Origin of the sequence: Arthrobacter sp. P2b, assembly GCF_900168295.1 — a bacterium.
Taxonomy (GTDB): Bacteria; Actinomycetota; Actinomycetes; order Actinomycetales; family Micrococcaceae; genus Arthrobacter.
The window spans coordinates 134919-150381 of the sequence record NZ_FVZL01000009.1 but is presented as its reverse complement, the minus strand read 5'-3'; the positions used below and the strand labels follow the sequence as shown (position 1 = coordinate 150381).

Genomic DNA, 15463 nt, shown 5'->3' with positions numbered 1-15463 from the left:
AACGCCCGGTCCCATTCCGAACCCGGAAGCTAAGACCCACAGCGCCGATGGTACTGCACCCGGGAGGGTGTGGGAGAGTAGGTCACCGCCGGACATAAATTACGTAGGGCCCTGACAAGGAATGTCAGGGCCCTACGACTTTAACCACAACACCCACAACACAAACCCCGACGCCCCATCACCTCCCGCACCCATACGCCGGACGCCCATCACCTCCCGCCCCCAAACCCCAGATGCTCCATCAGCTCCTGCAGAAGAATCAGGGATCCGTCTGGCCCATGCCGGCGGTTAATTTCTTACTACGCTGAGGGCTCACGGCACGCTAATGTGGGGGCACCCGAAGCAGTGGAGGGCCCGGTGGGCAAAGTGGTCATGTACAGCTCGGTGTCGCTGGACGGCTTCGTCGCGGACGAGAATGACCAGCCCGGATCCCTGTTCGACTGGTTGTCCAACGGTGACGTCCCGTTGGACGAGAGCGGCGAAGTGAAGGTGTTGCAGACGTCCTACGACTACACTCGGCCGTACTGGGACCAGATCGCGGTGACACTTGTCGGCCGCCACGTCTTCGACCTGACGGACGGCTGGGACGGGAAGCCTCCGAGCGGGATCGACCACGTGGTCGTCGTGACGCACCGGCCGCAGCCCGAGGGCTGGGACCCTGAGTCGCCGTTTCACTTCGTCGACGGCGTCGAGGCAGCCATGGCCAAGGCGCAAGAGCTTGCGGGTGACCGCATCGTTGAGGTTGCCGCTGGCGACGTCGGTGGCCAGATGCTTGCTGCGGGCTTGGTCGACGAGGTGCGCATGGACGTCGTACCCGTTGTGTTCGGGTCCGGCAAGCGCTACTTCGGATCGGTCCAATCGCAGCACCTGTTGGAGGGGCCCGATACGGTGATCCAGGGCAACCGGGTGCTTCACCTGCGCTATCGGGTGCGACGTTGACGCGTCGCCAGGGAACCGCCGACAAGTGATGGAGCGTCGCTCGGAATCCTGCGGTAGCTGATAGGGCGTCCCCCGGGAACCCGCGACAAGTGATAGGGCATCCCCCGGGAACCCGCGACAAGTGATGGGGCGTCGCGGGTGAGAGAGCGTCGTCCGGAAACCTGCAGGAGGTGAGAGAGCGTCGTCCGGAAATCTGCAGGATGTGAGAGAGCGTCCCCCGTCATCGGGCGCAGAAGCGCCCGCAGCTAATAGGGCAACTGCGGGGCGCGGGTAGAGTAGAACACCATGAGCAGCCTCTTCAGCCACGGCCAGGACCCCTTCGGCAGCGACAGCCAGTCCGCTCCAGACCCCCTGGAGCCCGTAGTGGAGACGGTTGTTGTTCCCGGCAGCGTGGCCCATGCCTTCGCCGGCTTCACCGACCATACACACCTGTGGTGGCCCCTCGAATCGCACGGCGTCTACGGAGCGGGCTCCTACGTGGAGTTCGAAGAGAACCTCATCCTGGAAACCGCCGATGACGGACGCACCAGTATCTGGGGAACCCTCGATGACTGGCAGCCACCGCTGTCCTTCCATGCCACGTGGCACCCCGGCTCTACAGCCCTCTGGTCCACGGAACTGCTGGTCGTCTTCCGCGCGGTGGACGAAGGCGTGGAAGTGCGCGTCTTCCACGAAGGCTGGGAAGGTGCAGAGGATCCGGCCGCTGCCCGCGCGGAGTACGTCGAGGCCTGGCCGCAGATCCTTGCCAGGTACGCCCGTTTTATGGGTGCTCCTGCAGATGCGGGCCCCAACGGCAACCAGGCGGGCTAACCGTGAGCCGGCTCCGGCGGCACCGCGGTGCTCGTCCGGATCACAAACTCCGTGGGGTACTCCTGGTCCATGGCCACCTGCGGTGCCGGCCCGCCGTCGGAATCATGTCGCGTCTCGCCCAGCAACTCAAGTGCCGTCCTGGCGGCAAGGCGCCCCTGCCCCCGGGGGTCCTGGCTGATGGTGGTCAAACCAAACGTTTCACCCAGCTCGTGCCCGTCCATGCCCACCACTGAAAGATCATAAGGAACCTGCAGCCCGAATTCCCGGGCAGCCAGGATGGCGCCCACGGCCATCTCGTCCGAAGCCGCGAAAACGGCGGTAGGACGTTCACTCGCCGTCCCCAGCATGCGGCGTGCGGCGGCATAGGCTCCCTGGATGGTGAAATCGGCGGCCACACGCCACTCCGGATGCACCGCCAGGCCCGAGGCCCTCATGGCGGCCTCATAGCCCCTTTGGCGGATGCCCGGGAGCTTAAAGTCGCGGTTCAGGTTTGCGTCCCCCGTCATGTGGGCGATCCGGGTGTGCCCAAGCCGGATCAGATGATCGGTGGCCAGCCGTGCCAGCCGCTCGTCATCGATCCTGATGGTGGATGCCCCGGGCAGTGCACCGCCAATACCAACAATCGGACGGTGGACGGCCAGCAGCTGCTGGATCTCGTCCTCGCCGAGCACCAGGGCAACGGCAATGACAGCGTCAAGCCGCTTCCGCAGCAGGAAGTCGCTGAGTACGCTGCGGCGCCGTTCCGGCTGGTCACCCACGTTGTACAGCGTGAGGTCGTAGCCCGCGTCCAGCAGTGCCTCGGATACGCCTTCCAGTACTGAGGAGAAGTACCAGCGGTTCACGGACGGGACCACCAGCCCGATGTTGTGGTTGCGGCCGGAGGCAAGGCTGGATGCGTGGTAGGACGGCACAAACCCCAGCTCCCGGGCGGCTTCTTGGGCCAGCTGCCGGCTCCTCGCGGAGACGTTCGCCTTGCCGCTGAGCGCCCGGGACACGGTGGCAACGGACAGGCCTGCCCTGCTCGCTACTTCTTTGATACCGGCCATGCTCAGTCTGCTGCGGCGTCCGGTCCAAGCTGGAGCCAGGCCGTCTCACCGGAAGCGAGGAAACGGCCGGCGCCTGACGGGTCGCTACGGAGGAGCACATGCCCGGCAGGCATCTCCAGGGGATCGTGGTTCAGGTTCATAAGCACCAGCGTAGTGCCGTTGACGTAGCCCAGGGAGGAACCGGTGCACCAGTCCTCCGCCCACGACAGGGAGCCCCGGCCGAGGTTCAGCCCGCGCCTGAGCCGGAGGATGTCCCGGTACAGCGCAAGGTGCGACGACGGCGAGGCGGCCTGGAGGTCCCGGGCCAGGGCTGCGAACGAGGAAGGAAAAGGCAGCCAGGGGTCGCTTCCGGAGCCAAAGCCAAGGTGGGTCTCGGCGGCCCGCCACGGGAGCGGGATGCGGCAGCCGTCACGGCCCAGGCGTTCCCCGCCAGTACGGGCGAAGGTGGGGTCCTGCCGCAGATGTTCCGGGATGTCGACGCCGTCGGGCAGGCCAAGTTCCTCGCCCTGGTACAGGTAGGCGGCACCGGGAAGCCCCAGCATGAAGAGGGAGGCGGCCGCCGCCCGACGTCGGCCCAGGGCGATATCCGGCTGGGGATCGGCGGGGCCGATGCCGTCCCCGTCGCGGGGACCCTGGCCGTTGTAGCCGAACCGGCTGGCGTGCCGGACCACGTCGTGGTTGGACAGCACCCAGGTGCTCGGTGCGCCGACGGCGTCCAGTGCCTCGAGCGAATCCGTGATCACCCCGCGCAGCCGGTACACGTCCAGCCCGGCATGAAGGTAGGGGAAATTGAAGGCCTGGTGCATCTGGTCCGGCCGGACCCAGTTGGCCAGCCGCGGCAGCGGATCCACATTGGCTTCCGCGCACAGGATGCGGTCCGGGCCGTACTGGTCAAGGATCCGGCGCCAGTTCCGGTAGATGTCGTGCAGGGCGGGCTGGCCGAACATGGGTGCTTCGTGGCCCGGGAACCCTTCGCTGCTGCCGCCGTCTGCGCGTCCGCCCCAGGCGGGCAGGCCGGGAGCTTTGACCAGGGCGTGGGCCACGTCCACCCGGAATCCGGACACGCCGCGGTCCAGCCAGAAGCGCAGCACGCGTTCGAACTCGGCGTGGACGGCCGGGTTGTCCCAGTTGAAGTCGGGCTGGGACGAATCGAAGAGGTGCAGGTACCACTGGTCCGGCTGCCCGTCCGGCCCGGCCACCCTGGTCCAGGCCGGCCCGCCGAAGTGGGACTGCCAGTTGTTGGGCGGCTCGGAGCCTTCCGGGCCTGTTCCGTCCCGGAAGATGAACATGTCCCGCTCCGGGCTGCCGGCCGGCGCCCCGAGGGCGGCCTGGAAGGCTGCGTGCTGGTCCGAGCAGTGGTTCGGCACCAGGTCCACGATGACGCGCAGGCCCAGCCGGTGGGACTCCGCCATCATGACGTCGAAGTCGCCGAGTGTTCCGAAGATCGGGTCCACGTCGCAGTAGTCGCTGACGTCGTAGCCGGCGTCGCGCTGGGGGGACCGGTAGAAGGGTGACAGCCAGACTGCGTCCACACCGAGGTCCGCCAGGTGCGGGAGTTCCTCGGTGATTCCCGCAAGATCGCCCACGCCGTCGCCGTTGAGGTCCCGGAAGGAACGTGGGTACACCTGGTAGATCACGGCAGAGCGCCACCAGCCGGGAGCGTTGTCCGCCTCATGGATGAGCGTCAGCGGCCCGGCGTTCAGGGAAGTGTCGGGAGTCACAGTTTCGACAGACATGAGTGACAGCATAAGCGCGGTGGAGCATAAAAATGAAAACGCTTCCATGATTATTCTCGGTACCCATGGCTTCCGCAGCGCATAACTCCTGGTCAGGACTGGAAGCGCTTGCAGCACCGGGACCGAAGGTTACGCAGGTCCAGCGCGGTCGCCGCCTAAACTGGGAGGACATGTCCGACGGCGGGTGGAGGCCTTGGTGGGAAGCATTGTTGACGAGCTCGAGGGCATCCTGGCTGCGGGCCAGGTTGACGTGGCGGAGACGTCACTGCACCGGTACGCGGTGGACCAGGCGCCGATCATCGACTTTCAGCTGCCCCTGGCGGTGGTGTTTCCCGAATCGGTAGCCGACGTGCAGTCGGTGGTGCGCGCCTGTGCGGACTACGGAGTGGCGGTGGTAGCCCGGGGTGCGGGAACCGGGGTATCAGGCGGCGCGCATGCCACGGAGAACTGCATCATCATGTCGCTCGAACGAATGGACCACATCCTGGCGCTCAACCCGGACGACGAGACGGCAGTGGTGGAGCCGGGAGTAGTAAACGCCGTGCTCAACGAGGCAGCTGCTGTGCACGGCCTGATGTACGCGCCGGACCCTGCCAGCTTCCGCACCTCGACCATTGGCGGCAATGTTGCCACCAATGCCGGCGGCCTGCGCTGCGCAAAGTACGGCGTTACGAGGGACTCCGTGCTTGCCCTCGACGTGGTGCTGGCGGACGGCTCGCTTCTCCACACCGGCCACCAGACCTTCAAGGGTGTGGCCGGCTATGACCTGACCGGGCTGTTCGTGGGATCTGAAGGAACGCTGGGCATCGTGGTGGGTGTTACCGTCCGCCTGAAGTACTTGCCGAAGGAGGTGCACACGGTGGCGGCCTTCTACCCTGACTTCCGCATGGCGGCGGCAGGAGTCCTGGCGGTAGGCAAGGCACGGGTCCAGCCGGCCATCATGGAACTGCTCGACGGCGGCACGCTTGCCCAGCTGGACGAGATCCACGGCTCGGACCTCACCGCCCGCGGACGCTCCCTGCTGCTGGTCCAGACGGACGGGTTCGGCGCCGCCGCCGAGGCGGAGGTGGTGCGGGAAGTCCTGCGGGCAGGAGGGGCTGCTGTCACCACTGAAGCCAGCGCCGAAGCTGAGCGCCTGGTGGAACTCCGGCGGCACAGCAGGGGCGTGGAGGTGGACGACGAATACCGCGTTGGGGAGGATGTGGCGGTGCCGCGCTCACGCCTGGTGGACTACGTCGCGGCTCTGGAAACCATGGCGGCACGCCACGAAGTGCACCTCAAGGTGGTGGCACACGCCGGGGACGGCAACCTCCACCCCACGTTCTGGATCGACAGGCAGGGCAGCACTGTGGATGCTGCGGCGTTGGCGCGGCTTCAGCAGGTCCTGGATGAATCCATCACCGTAGCCCTGGACATGGGCGGCACCATCACGGGCGAGCACGGTGTTGGCCAGTACAAGCTGCGGTGGCTGGGCCAGGAGCAGCCCGAACAGGTCCGGGAGCTGCAGCGCAGGATCAAGGAACTGTTTGATCCTGCCGGCATCCTGAACCCCGGCAAGGCGATCTAGCTTTAGTCGTCCGAGTCCGGATATTCGTCGATGGACTCGTCCTCGCCGTAGCGGGACTCCTCGGTCTCCACCTCAAGGATTTTCAGCAGGCCGGTGTCCGGGTTCAACATGATGGCGGCTTCGTCCCGGCGGTGCCGGAGGATGGAGTCGATGTAGGACTGCACAGCCTCGGCCAAGGGGATGTGCCGTTCCTGCTTTTCGGACATGTACCAGCGGTGCTCCAGGACCTCGTGCACCACTTCGGCGGGCTCCAGCTTTCCGGACAGGTCCCGCGGGATGGACCTGACGATCGGCTCGAAGATCTGGCTGACCCAGAGGTGGGCGCTGTATTCCTCGTCCATGTCCGGGTTGTTGTCCGCACGGAAGGAGTCCATGTCGTTAAGCAGCCGCCGGGCCTGGTTTTCCTGCGCGTCAATACCCGTAAGCCGCAGGAGCCGCCGCTGGTGGTGTCCGGCGTCCACCACCTTTGGCTGCAGCTGGATGGTGGACCCGTTCTGGGTGGTCTTGATGGCGTACTCCTCGACGTCGAAGCCGAGTTCGTTGAGCCGGCGGATTCTGGCGCTGACCCGCCACCGCTCGCCGAGTTCGAAGGACTCCTTCTCCGTCAGCTCCGCCCAGAGGCGCCGGTAGCTGTCCATGATCAGCTCGCTGGTGGCCACGGGATCCACCTTTTCCTCGATCAGCCCGCCGTCCAGCAGGTCCATGAGTTCTCCGGCGATGTTCACCCGGGCAATTTCGAGGTCGTATTCACGCTGCCCGGTGGAGAGGTCCGGGTACAGCTCACCGGTTTCGGCGTCCACCAGGTAGGCGGCGAAAGCGCCCGCGTCGCGGCGGAACAGGGTGTTGGAGAGGGACACGTCGCCCCAGTAGAAGCCGATCAGGTGCAGCCGCACCATCAGCAGCGCCTGTGCGTCGATGAGACGCGTCAGGGTGTCCTTGCGGAGCATCTGGGAGAAGAGGGCGCGGTACGGCATGGAGAACTTCAGGTGCCGGGTGACCAGGACCGGGTTGAGCGGGCGCCCGTCCGGGGTGGTGCGGCCGGTAATCACCGCCACCGGTTCCACACAGGGGACGTCCAGCCGGGCGAGCTTGCGCAGCATGTGGTACTCGTGCCGGGCTACGTGCTCCGAGGTTTCCTTGATGGCGATGACCGATCCGCCAAGGTGGGCGAAGCGCACAATGTGGCGGGAGATGCCGCGGGGGAGGGCTGCCAGGTTCTCGGCAGGCCAATCCTCCAGGGCGATATGCCAGGGAAGGTCAAGGAGCTCCGGGTCGGCCGCCGCCGCGGTGATGTTCAGGGAGCTGGAGACCGAGGCGAGCTTGCCGTCGTCGGCACTTGCGGCCACAAACCGCGGCAGTTTTCCGATCTGCGCGTAGTCGGTGGGTTCATCGTGCCACTGGGCGCTGTATTCCTCGGTCATAACTCAATTCTTCCGTACTTGGGGCAGGCCAGCTAATCTTCCGCCGGCCAGTTAAAAGCCGACGGCGGCCCATCCGTCAGGAGGGCCGCCGTCAGTTGCGTGGGGTGGGCCCACGCCGGCAGGGTTCCCTAACCGAAGCGAAGCGAGGTTAGGGGGCCGGTGGGGACTAGTCGCCCAGGCGCAGGCCGGTCTTGGTGTCGAACAGGTGCACGTGGCCCGACTGCGGACGGACGTAGATGGACTCGCCCTTCATCGGGGGGCGGCGGCCGTCGACACGTGCCACGATGTCGTGGTCCTTGCCGTCGAGCGTGGTGTGGCCGTAAACGTAGGCGTCGGCGCCGAGTTCTTCGACGACGTCCACCTCAACCTTCAGGCCTTCACCGTGCGGAGCGGTTTCGAGGTCCTCGGGGCGGCTGCCCAGTGTCACGGTGGAGCCGTGTGCCTCTTCGAGGACGTCGCGCGGCACGGGGTAGACGGTGCCGCCGAACTGTACACCGCCGTCGACCACGGGCAGTTCCAGCAGGTTCATGGCGGGGGAGCCGATGAAGCCGGCAACGAACACGTTCTTGGGGCGGTCGTAGAGGTTGCGCGGGGTGTCAACCTGCTGCAGCAGGCCGTCCTTCAGCACGGCGACGCGGTCACCCATGGTCATGGCCTCAACCTGGTCGTGCGTCACGTAAACGGTGGTGACACCGAGGCGGCGGGTGAGGGATGCGATCTGCGTACGGGTCTGGACGCGGAGCTTGGCATCGAGGTTGGACAGCGGCTCATCCATGAGGAAGACCTGCGGGTTACGCACGATGGCGCGGCCCATGGCGACACGCTGGCGCTGGCCGCCGGAGAGGGCCTTCGGCTTGCGGTCCAGGTACTGCTCGAGGTCAAGAAGCTTGGCTGCTTCCCGGACGCGCTCGGCGCGCTCTTCCTTGGAAACGCCGGCGATCTTCAGGGCGAAGCCCATGTTGTCGGCCACAGTCATGTGCGGGTACAGCGCGTAGTTCTGGAAAACCATCGCGATGTCGCGGTCCTTCGGCGGAACGTCGGTGACGTCGCGGTCGCCGATCAGGATGCGGCCTGCGTTGACGTCCTCAAGGCCTGCGAGCATGCGCAGGGAGGTGGACTTACCGCAACCGGAGGGTCCAACGAGGACCAGGAATTCGCCATCGGCGATGTCGATGTTGAGCTTATCGACGGCGGGCTTATCTGTGCCCGGGTACAGACGCGTAGCGTTATCAAAAGTAACTGTAGCCACAGTTATCAATCCCTTCACCGGCAGGTACGTGCCGGACGATCCGTTGTGAATGGTTCATGTTTGTTCAGTTTTGTGTTGCAGGCTGCACCCCGGCGAAGCCAGAGTGCAAAGAGTGACGCCGCACGGTGTCTGTGCGCCACATCACAAGCAAGAGTATGTCAGATGCTTCGTTTATTGTCGCAAATGTTACGGACGTCACACGTGGGCTTGCGCACGCCTAGCTTGGCGCGGCCTGCGGATCCTCTTCCGCCACGGCGACGCTCCGCTCCTGCAGGAGGGCCTCCAGCAGCTCCGCCACGTGGACCGGAGCCTCCACGCGGTACTGCGCCTGGGTAAAGTCCAGCCCCACCTTCACGCCCACGTCACCCGGCTCGAGCCGTGCCAGGGCGTCCTCATCCGTGGTGTCATCACCGGCAAACAGCACAGCCGTGGCCCCGGTGATCTGCCGCAGGAACGTGACGCCCTCGCCTTTTGAGGCGTTGACCACCGAGGTTTCGAGGACCCGTTTCCCGTCCTTCAGGAAGACCCCCTTGCGGTCCTGGAGCAGTGAGCGTGCGGCCGCAACCGCGTCCTCAGCCACGTCGTCGGCGGCAAGGCGGGTGTGCAGCACCACGCCGGCAGGCTTGTCTTCCAGCATGGTCCCGGGGGCTTCCTCGACGATTTCCGCGAGGATGGCACGGACCTCGGCCAGCAGCGCCTTCTGCTCTTCGTCTAGGGTCAGCCCGGTTGAGCCCGGTCCCAGCCAGGCTTCGGCACCGTGGCTGCCAATCAGCAGCGAGTCCACCGGCGGCGACGCCACAGCGCGCAGGCTGGCGAGGGCGCGCCCCGAGATGAGCGCCGTCGTCGTGCGTGGCAGCACGGCGAGCCCTGCGAAGGCCGTGGCCGCGCGCGGGAGGGGGCGTGCGTCGTCGGCATGCCCCACGATGGGCGCCATGGTCCCGTCGAAATCCATGGCCACCAGCAGATGGTCGGTGCGGGCGATGCGCCGGACGGCCTCGCGGAGCTCCGGGGACAGTGCCAGCGGACTCTTAAAGCGGCCGTCAGGAGTCATCCCGCACCACCTTTTCGTTCAGTGCGGCCAGGAAGTCTGCGGACCAGTAGTCCACGTCGTGTTCCAGGATCTGCTTGCGCATGGCGCGCATCCGCCGGGCGGCGTCCCGCGGAGACATCTCAACCGCCCGCATGATGGCGCTCTTGAGCCCGTCAATATCGTGCGGGTTCATCAGCAGGGCCTGCTTGAGCTGGTCTGCGGCGCCGGCGAATTCGCTCAGCACCAGGGCGCCGTCGTTGTTGGTCCGGGCCGTGACGTATTCCTTGGCCACGAGGTTCATGCCGTCCCGCAGCGCGGTGACCAGCATGACGTCGGCGGCCAGGTACAGCGCCACCATCTCCTCCACGGGATAGCTGTGGTGCAGGTAGCGGACGGCGGTGTTCTCGATGGTGTCGTAGGTGCCGTTGATGTGGCCCACCGTGCCCTCCACCTCCTCCCGCAGCAGGCGGTACTGTTCAACGCGTTCGCGGCTGGGGGAGGCCACCTGGATCAGGGTGGCGTCTCCCACGGACAGTTTGCCGTCCGCCAGGAGTTCCTCGAACGCCTTCAGCCGGTGCCGGATGCCCTTGGTGTAGTCCAGGCGGTCCACGCCAAGCAGGATGGTCTTGGGGTTGCCCAGGTCCTGGCGGATCTGCCGGGCACGCTCGATGATTTCCGGTTTGGCGGCAAGCTCGCTGATCTGCTGGACATCGATGGAGATGGGGAAGGCCTGCGCCCGGGCGATGTGGGTAATTTCGCCGTCCTGGCCCTTGACGTGCACCTGCTGCTGCTTGACGCTGGCGCCGAGGAACCGGCGGGCCGAGCGCATGAAGTTTCCGGCATCGCTGGCCCGCTGGAAGCCCACCAGGTCAGCGCCGAGCAGGCCGTCGATAATGGCCTGGCGCCACGGCAGCTGGGCGAAGATTTCCGGCGGCGGGAACGGGATGTGGTTGAAGAAGCCGATCCGGAGATCGGGCCGGGCTTCGCGCACCAGCCGCGGCACCAGCTGCAGCTGGTAGTCCTGGATCCACACGGTTGCCTTGTGGTCCGCATGGCGTACGACGGCGTCGGCGAACCTTTGGTTGACCCTGCGGTAGGCGTCCCACCAGGTCCGGTGGAATTCCGGCGGCGCGATGACGTCGTGGTACAGCGGCCACAGTGTCGCGTTCGAGAACCCTTCGTAATACAGCTCCACGTCATCGGTGCTGAGCTGGACGGGGACCAGGTCCATGCCGCCGTGGCTGAAGGGCTCCACTGTCTCGTCCGGCGCGCCGTGCCAGCCCACCCAGGCGCCGTCGGTCTTGGTCATCATGGGCGCGAGTGCCGTCACCAGGCCGCCGGGGGAACGGCGCCAGCCGGAGCCGTCGTCACCGTTCTCACCGGCGGCGACACGGTCAACGGGCAGTCGGTTGGAGACCACCATGAAGTCGTACTTGGTCTCGCCGCCGTGGCCGGAGCCGGCGGCGCCGGGCGCAGCCTTGGCGGCTGGTTTTTCCTGGACAGGTGTTTGCATTGCGGCCCCCTGGGGTTGCTTGTGCCTCTCAGCCCACCCTAACGGGACGGAATCTTCCGTGCTATTCGTCCGTTGGTCAAGCCGGAGGAATACTTGAAAGCGCAAGCTCTCAGCTTTCTCCCCTAAAATGAGGTAGTTGCCACTGAGTGGTCCCCCCACGTCGATCGACCCAAGGAACACATGAGCCCCGCAAACGAAGTACGTAAGTCGAAAGCTGAGCGAACCGCGGAGGCGCGGGAAAAAGCGCGCCTGATCCGCGAAGCCCAGCTTAAGAAAGACAAGCGCAACAAGCTCTTGATCGGCTGGGGCATCGTGGTGGCCGTCGTGGCCATCCTGGCGGTCGTGGCCCTGGTGGTCACCACCAGCATCCGGCAGAACACCCCCATTGCCGACCAGGGACCCGTTCCCGCCAACGGCAACGTCAACGGCGGCGTTACGCTGCTGGCCAACACGGAGGTCAAGGCGACGGACGCCGCCACCGTGGACATTGCCAACGTGCCGGCCAAGCCTGAGACCCTGCCCAGCCCTGTGGTTGCCCCCGGTGCCGAGGCCGAAGAAGGGCAGCCGGTCAAGGTGGTGGCCTACATCGACTTCATCTGCCCCGTCTGCAAACGGTTCGAAGACACTTATAACGACGCCCTGACCGGTCTCCGCAACGAAGGCAAGATTTCCCTGGAATACCGGCCGCTTGGCTTCCTGGACCGCCAGTCCACCACCAACTACTCCTCCCGTGCAGCCAACGCCGCCGCGTGCGTAGCGGACAAGGCTCCCGGGAAGTACGCCGAATACGCCGATCTCCTGTTCACGAACCAGCCCGCCGAGGGCGGCGCCGGCCTTTCCGACGACAAGCTGAAGTCCCTGGCCAGCGACATTGGTGCGGACATCAACAGCTGCGTCGACGACAGGACCTTCCGTCCCTACGTCAAGTACTCCACGCAGCTGGCTTCCAATGTTGGAATCACCGGAACCCCCACCGTCTTCATCGACGGCAAGCAGTGGGACGGCAGCACCGACCTGAACGCCGAGATCCAGGCTGCCATCGACGCCAAGGCCTAGGACCGGCAGGACTTCCTGCTCAAGGCCCGTCCCGGATCTTCTTCCGGGGCGGGCCTTTTTCTGTGGCACCGGGGTGACTTGTTCCCGTCCGGGCTCCCCGCGGCAGCGGGCAGAAGGGCATTTTTACCAGCGGCGGGTGTTGGGCTACCCTTATCTAGCGCCGTTCAGGCGCCCGCCCGCAAGGGTGTGCCTCCTTAGCTCAGTTGGCCAGAGCACCGCTCTTGTAAAGCGGGGGTCGTCGGTTCGAATCCGACAGGGGGCTCCACTGCTTTCCGCACCCGTCCCGGGCGTATCCCTGAATCCGGCATTAAGCTGGTGTCATCCGAATGATCAGCCTGCTGATAAAAGGAGGACGGCTGCCATGCCCAAGACCGGCAAGAACGACCATGCCCGCAAGGATGAGCTTCCCTCGACCCTGCAGCGTTCCGAACAAAAAGCCCAGGATACGTTCGCCAAGACCTACGACTCCGCCCTCGAGTCCTACGATAACGACGAAGGCTGGGCCGCCCGGGCCGCGTACGCATCCCTGAAGCACAGCTACGAGAAGGTGGGCGACCACTGGGAGCCGAAGGAAAAGCGGGGCCCTTCGGACAAGCGTGCGGAGGAAGGCATTCAGTCCTCCGAACCCACCGCGGGCGGCGTCAACGCAAATGCGTCCAAGGAGCACCTCTACAAGCTTGCCAAGGAGCTGGACGTCAAGGGCCGCTCGAAGATGGACAAGGACGAGCTGGTCAAGGCGCTCCAGAAGGCCAACGACTCCGCCACCCGCAAGGCAAGGAAGTAGCCGCGCCCGTAGTCGATCGCCCGGCAGGAAGGGAGCGCCTGCATCCAGGGCCGCCGGCGGTCTTGCCCTAATGCCGCCCAGGGTGTCGAATCAGAGGACACGTTAGGACGGGTTGCACGGCAAAGACGCCAGGAGGATCCCATGTCAGTAAAAGGCACCAAGGACTCAGCGAGGACACCCGGCGGCCGGAATGGAGCTGAGACACGCCGGGCGGATACCTCTGCCGGGATCGCGGCCGAGGACCCCGCGCAGATCCGCAATATTGCGCTTGTAGGGCATTCCGGCGCCGGCAAAACCCTGCTGATCGAGGGCCTGTTGTCCGCCAACGGCATGATCACCCGCAAGGGATCCATCGCCGACGGGACCACCGTCAGCGATTCGGACCCCGCCGCGGTCCACCAGCAGCGGTCCGTAACGCTCTCGCTGGTGCCGCTGCTGATCGAAGACATCAAGGTCAACATCCTGGATACGCCGGGCTATCCCGATTTCATCGGCGAGATGCGTGCAGGGCTGCGGGCAGCGGACGCCGCCCTTTTTGTTGTCTCGGCCGTTGACGGGATCGACGCCACCACCACCGCCCTGTGGGGCGAGTGCGAGCAGGCGAGGCTGCCACGCGCCGTCGTGATCACCCGGATGGACCATCCGCGCGCAAATTACGACGTCGTCCTCGCCGAGTGCAGGAAAGCGTTCGGCGACGGCGTCCTGCCGCTCTACCTCCCGGTCAGGTCCGGCGGGAACGTCACCAGCCTCCTGGGGCTGCTGTCCCGCACGGTCACCGACTACGCCTCCGGGGAGATTCCCGCCACGCGCGAGGGCACCGCCGACGAACTGGCGGCCGCGGAGGCAGCGCGCGGCGAGCTCATCGAGGGGATCATCGCCGAAAGCGAAGACGAGACCCTGATGGACCGTTACCTGGAAGGCGAGGACATCGATACGGGGGTCCTGGTTGACGACCTGGAAACCGCCGTCGCACGTGGGTCCTTCTTCCCTGTCATTCCGACGTCCGCGGTGACCGGCCTGGGTACGGCTGAGCTGCTGGAAGTGCTGGTGCATGCGTTCCCGCCTCCCACCGAGGGGAGCCTGCCCGACGTGACGGACCTGGGGGGCAACCCGGTGGCATCGCTGGCCTGTGACCCGTCGGGGCCGCTGGCGGCCGAGGTGGTGCGCACGTCCATCGACCCGTTCCTGGGCCGGATTTGCCTGGTCCGGGTGTTTTCCGGGACGCTGCGCGAGGACTCGCCGGTGCACGTTGGGGGCCACGGCCTGGCGGACCGCGGCCACCAGGACCACGACACCGACGAGCGCGTCACCCACATCTACTCCCCGCTCGGTGCCACCCTGCGGCCCGTGCCCTACTCCGTGGCCGGGGACATGTGTGCGCTGGCCAAACTGGGAAGCGCCGAGACGGGAGACACCATTTCATCGCGGGACAAGCCGCTCATGCTCGCCACCTGGGAGATGCCAGAACCACTGCTGCCGGTGGCCGTCGAAGCCGACTCCCGGAGTGACGAGGACGCGCTTGCACGGAGCCTGGGCAAAATCGCGGCCGGCGATCCCACGCTGCGGGTGGAAAGGAACGCCGAAACGCACCAGCTGGTGCTGTGGTGCATGGGCGAGGCCCACGCTGACGTGGTGCTGGACCGGCTCCGGGAACAGGGCGTGAAGCTGCATACCGTGGAGGTGGTAACTCCGCTTCGGGAAACATTCGCGGCACCGTCCGCCGGCCACGGCCGCCACGTGAAGCAGTCCGGCGGCCACGGACAATATGCCGTCTGCGACATCGAAGTGGAACCACTGGACCGCGGCGCCGGTTTCGAGTTCGTGGACAAGACGGTGGGCGGCGTTATTCCGGGAACATTCATCCCGTCCGTTGAAAAGGGCGTCCGCGCGCAGATGGAGAAGGGGGTGTCCGCCGGATTCCCGGTGGTGGACGTCCGCGTGCGGCTGGTGGGCGGCAAGGCGCACAGTGTCGACTCGTCGGATGCAGCGTTCCAGGCGGCCGGGGCACTGGCCCTGCGCGAGGCGGCGGCCGCAGGGAAAATCCAGCTGCTGGAACCGGTGTCGGAAGTGAGCATCACCGTGACGGACGAGCATGTGGGGTCTGTCATGAGCGACCTCTCCGGGCGCCGGGGCAGGCTTACCGGCACCAACTCGTCCGGGGACGGACTGACGGAAATCGCCGCAGAGGTGCCGGACCAGGAACTGCTGCGCTACGCCGTCGAACTTCGGGCACTGACCTCCGGAACAGGCCGGTTCACCCGCCGCTACCTGCGGCACGATCCTGTGCCCGCGAGCTACAGCCCGTCCTGAGC

At 66.1% G+C, this 15463-nt stretch carries 12 protein-coding genes, 1 tRNA gene and 1 rRNA gene; 8 read left to right on the top strand and 6 right to left on the bottom strand.

The annotated features are described in order from the left end of the window. The 3 genes from rrf to B5520_RS15020 all read left to right on the top strand — a co-directional run. Window positions 1-94 (top strand): 5S ribosomal RNA (rrf, locus tag B5520_RS15030); the annotation flags it as partial. Between the two features lie 263 nt (window positions 95-357). After that, window positions 358-939, top strand: a complete 582-nt coding sequence (locus B5520_RS15025) for a dihydrofolate reductase family protein (RefSeq protein WP_079597881.1) — start codon at window positions 358-360, stop codon at window positions 937-939. 285 nt (window positions 940-1224) lie between these two features. After that, the gene (locus B5520_RS15020) at window positions 1225-1749 is read left to right on the top strand and encodes a hypothetical protein (RefSeq protein WP_079597880.1); all 525 of its coding nucleotides are present in this window, start codon (window positions 1225-1227) and stop codon (window positions 1747-1749) included. Here the strand turns inward: B5520_RS15020 and B5520_RS15015 are convergent. Then, window positions 1746-2795, bottom strand: coding sequence for a LacI family DNA-binding transcriptional regulator (locus B5520_RS15015; RefSeq protein WP_079597879.1), 1050 nt, complete (start codon window positions 2793-2795; stop codon window positions 1746-1748). The two genes, B5520_RS15020 and B5520_RS15015, sit on opposite strands and share 4 nt — an antisense overlap. A gap of 2 nt (window positions 2796-2797) precedes the next feature. After that, a complete protein-coding gene (locus B5520_RS15010) occupies window positions 2798-4531 on the bottom strand; it encodes a glycoside hydrolase family 13 protein (RefSeq protein WP_254865588.1) in 1734 nt (577 codons plus the stop codon). Window positions 4532-4727: 196 nt separating this feature from the next. Here B5520_RS15010 and B5520_RS15005 point away from each other — a divergent pair, with 196 nt between their 5' ends. Further along, on the top strand, window positions 4728-6098 hold the full coding sequence (locus B5520_RS15005; RefSeq protein ID WP_079597877.1) for an FAD-binding oxidoreductase: 1371 nt from the start codon (window positions 4728-4730) through the stop codon (window positions 6096-6098). Window positions 6099-6100: 2 nt separating this feature from the next. Here the strand turns inward: B5520_RS15005 and B5520_RS15000 are convergent, their stop codons facing one another. The 4 genes from B5520_RS15000 to B5520_RS14985 all read right to left on the bottom strand — a co-directional run bounded on the left by B5520_RS15000 (window position 6101) and on the right by B5520_RS14985 (window position 11311). Beyond that, window positions 6101-7519 carry a DUF4032 domain-containing protein gene (locus B5520_RS15000; RefSeq protein ID WP_079597876.1) on the bottom strand — a complete coding sequence of 473 codons (1419 nt, stop codon included), beginning with the start codon at window positions 7517-7519 and terminating at the stop codon, window positions 6101-6103. A 166-nt stretch (window positions 7520-7685) separates the two neighbouring features. Next, window positions 7686-8768: an ABC transporter ATP-binding protein gene (locus B5520_RS14995; protein ID WP_013599924.1), complete on the bottom strand. Its 1083-nt coding sequence runs from the start codon at window positions 8766-8768 to the stop codon at window positions 7686-7688. Between the two features lie 217 nt (window positions 8769-8985). Next, window positions 8986-9819, bottom strand: coding sequence for a trehalose-phosphatase (otsB, locus tag B5520_RS14990; protein WP_079597875.1), 834 nt, complete (start codon window positions 9817-9819; stop codon window positions 8986-8988). Then, a complete protein-coding gene (locus B5520_RS14985; protein WP_079597874.1) occupies window positions 9809-11311 on the bottom strand; it encodes an alpha,alpha-trehalose-phosphate synthase (UDP-forming) in 1503 nt (500 codons plus the stop codon). The genes otsB and B5520_RS14985 overlap by 11 nt, the downstream gene beginning before the upstream one ends. Before the next feature lie 180 nt (window positions 11312-11491). Here B5520_RS14985 and B5520_RS14980 point away from each other — a divergent pair, with 180 nt between their 5' ends. From B5520_RS14980 to B5520_RS14965, 4 genes are all read left to right on the top strand, one after another. After that, complete coding sequence (locus B5520_RS14980; RefSeq protein ID WP_079597873.1) at window positions 11492-12367, top strand: DsbA family protein; 876 nt, start codon at window positions 11492-11494, stop codon at window positions 12365-12367. Window positions 12368-12555: 188 nt separating this feature from the next. Next, window positions 12556-12632 (top strand) — tRNA-Thr (locus B5520_RS14975). 96 nt (window positions 12633-12728) lie between these two features. After that, entirely contained in the window at window positions 12729-13151 is a 423-nt protein-coding gene (locus tag B5520_RS14970) for a ChaB family protein (RefSeq protein ID WP_079597872.1), read from the top strand. Between the two features lie 141 nt (window positions 13152-13292). Beyond that, window positions 13293-15461: an elongation factor G-like protein EF-G2 gene (locus B5520_RS14965; protein WP_079597871.1), complete on the top strand. Its 2169-nt coding sequence runs from the start codon at window positions 13293-13295 to the stop codon at window positions 15459-15461. Window positions 15462-15463 lie beyond the last annotated feature (2 nt).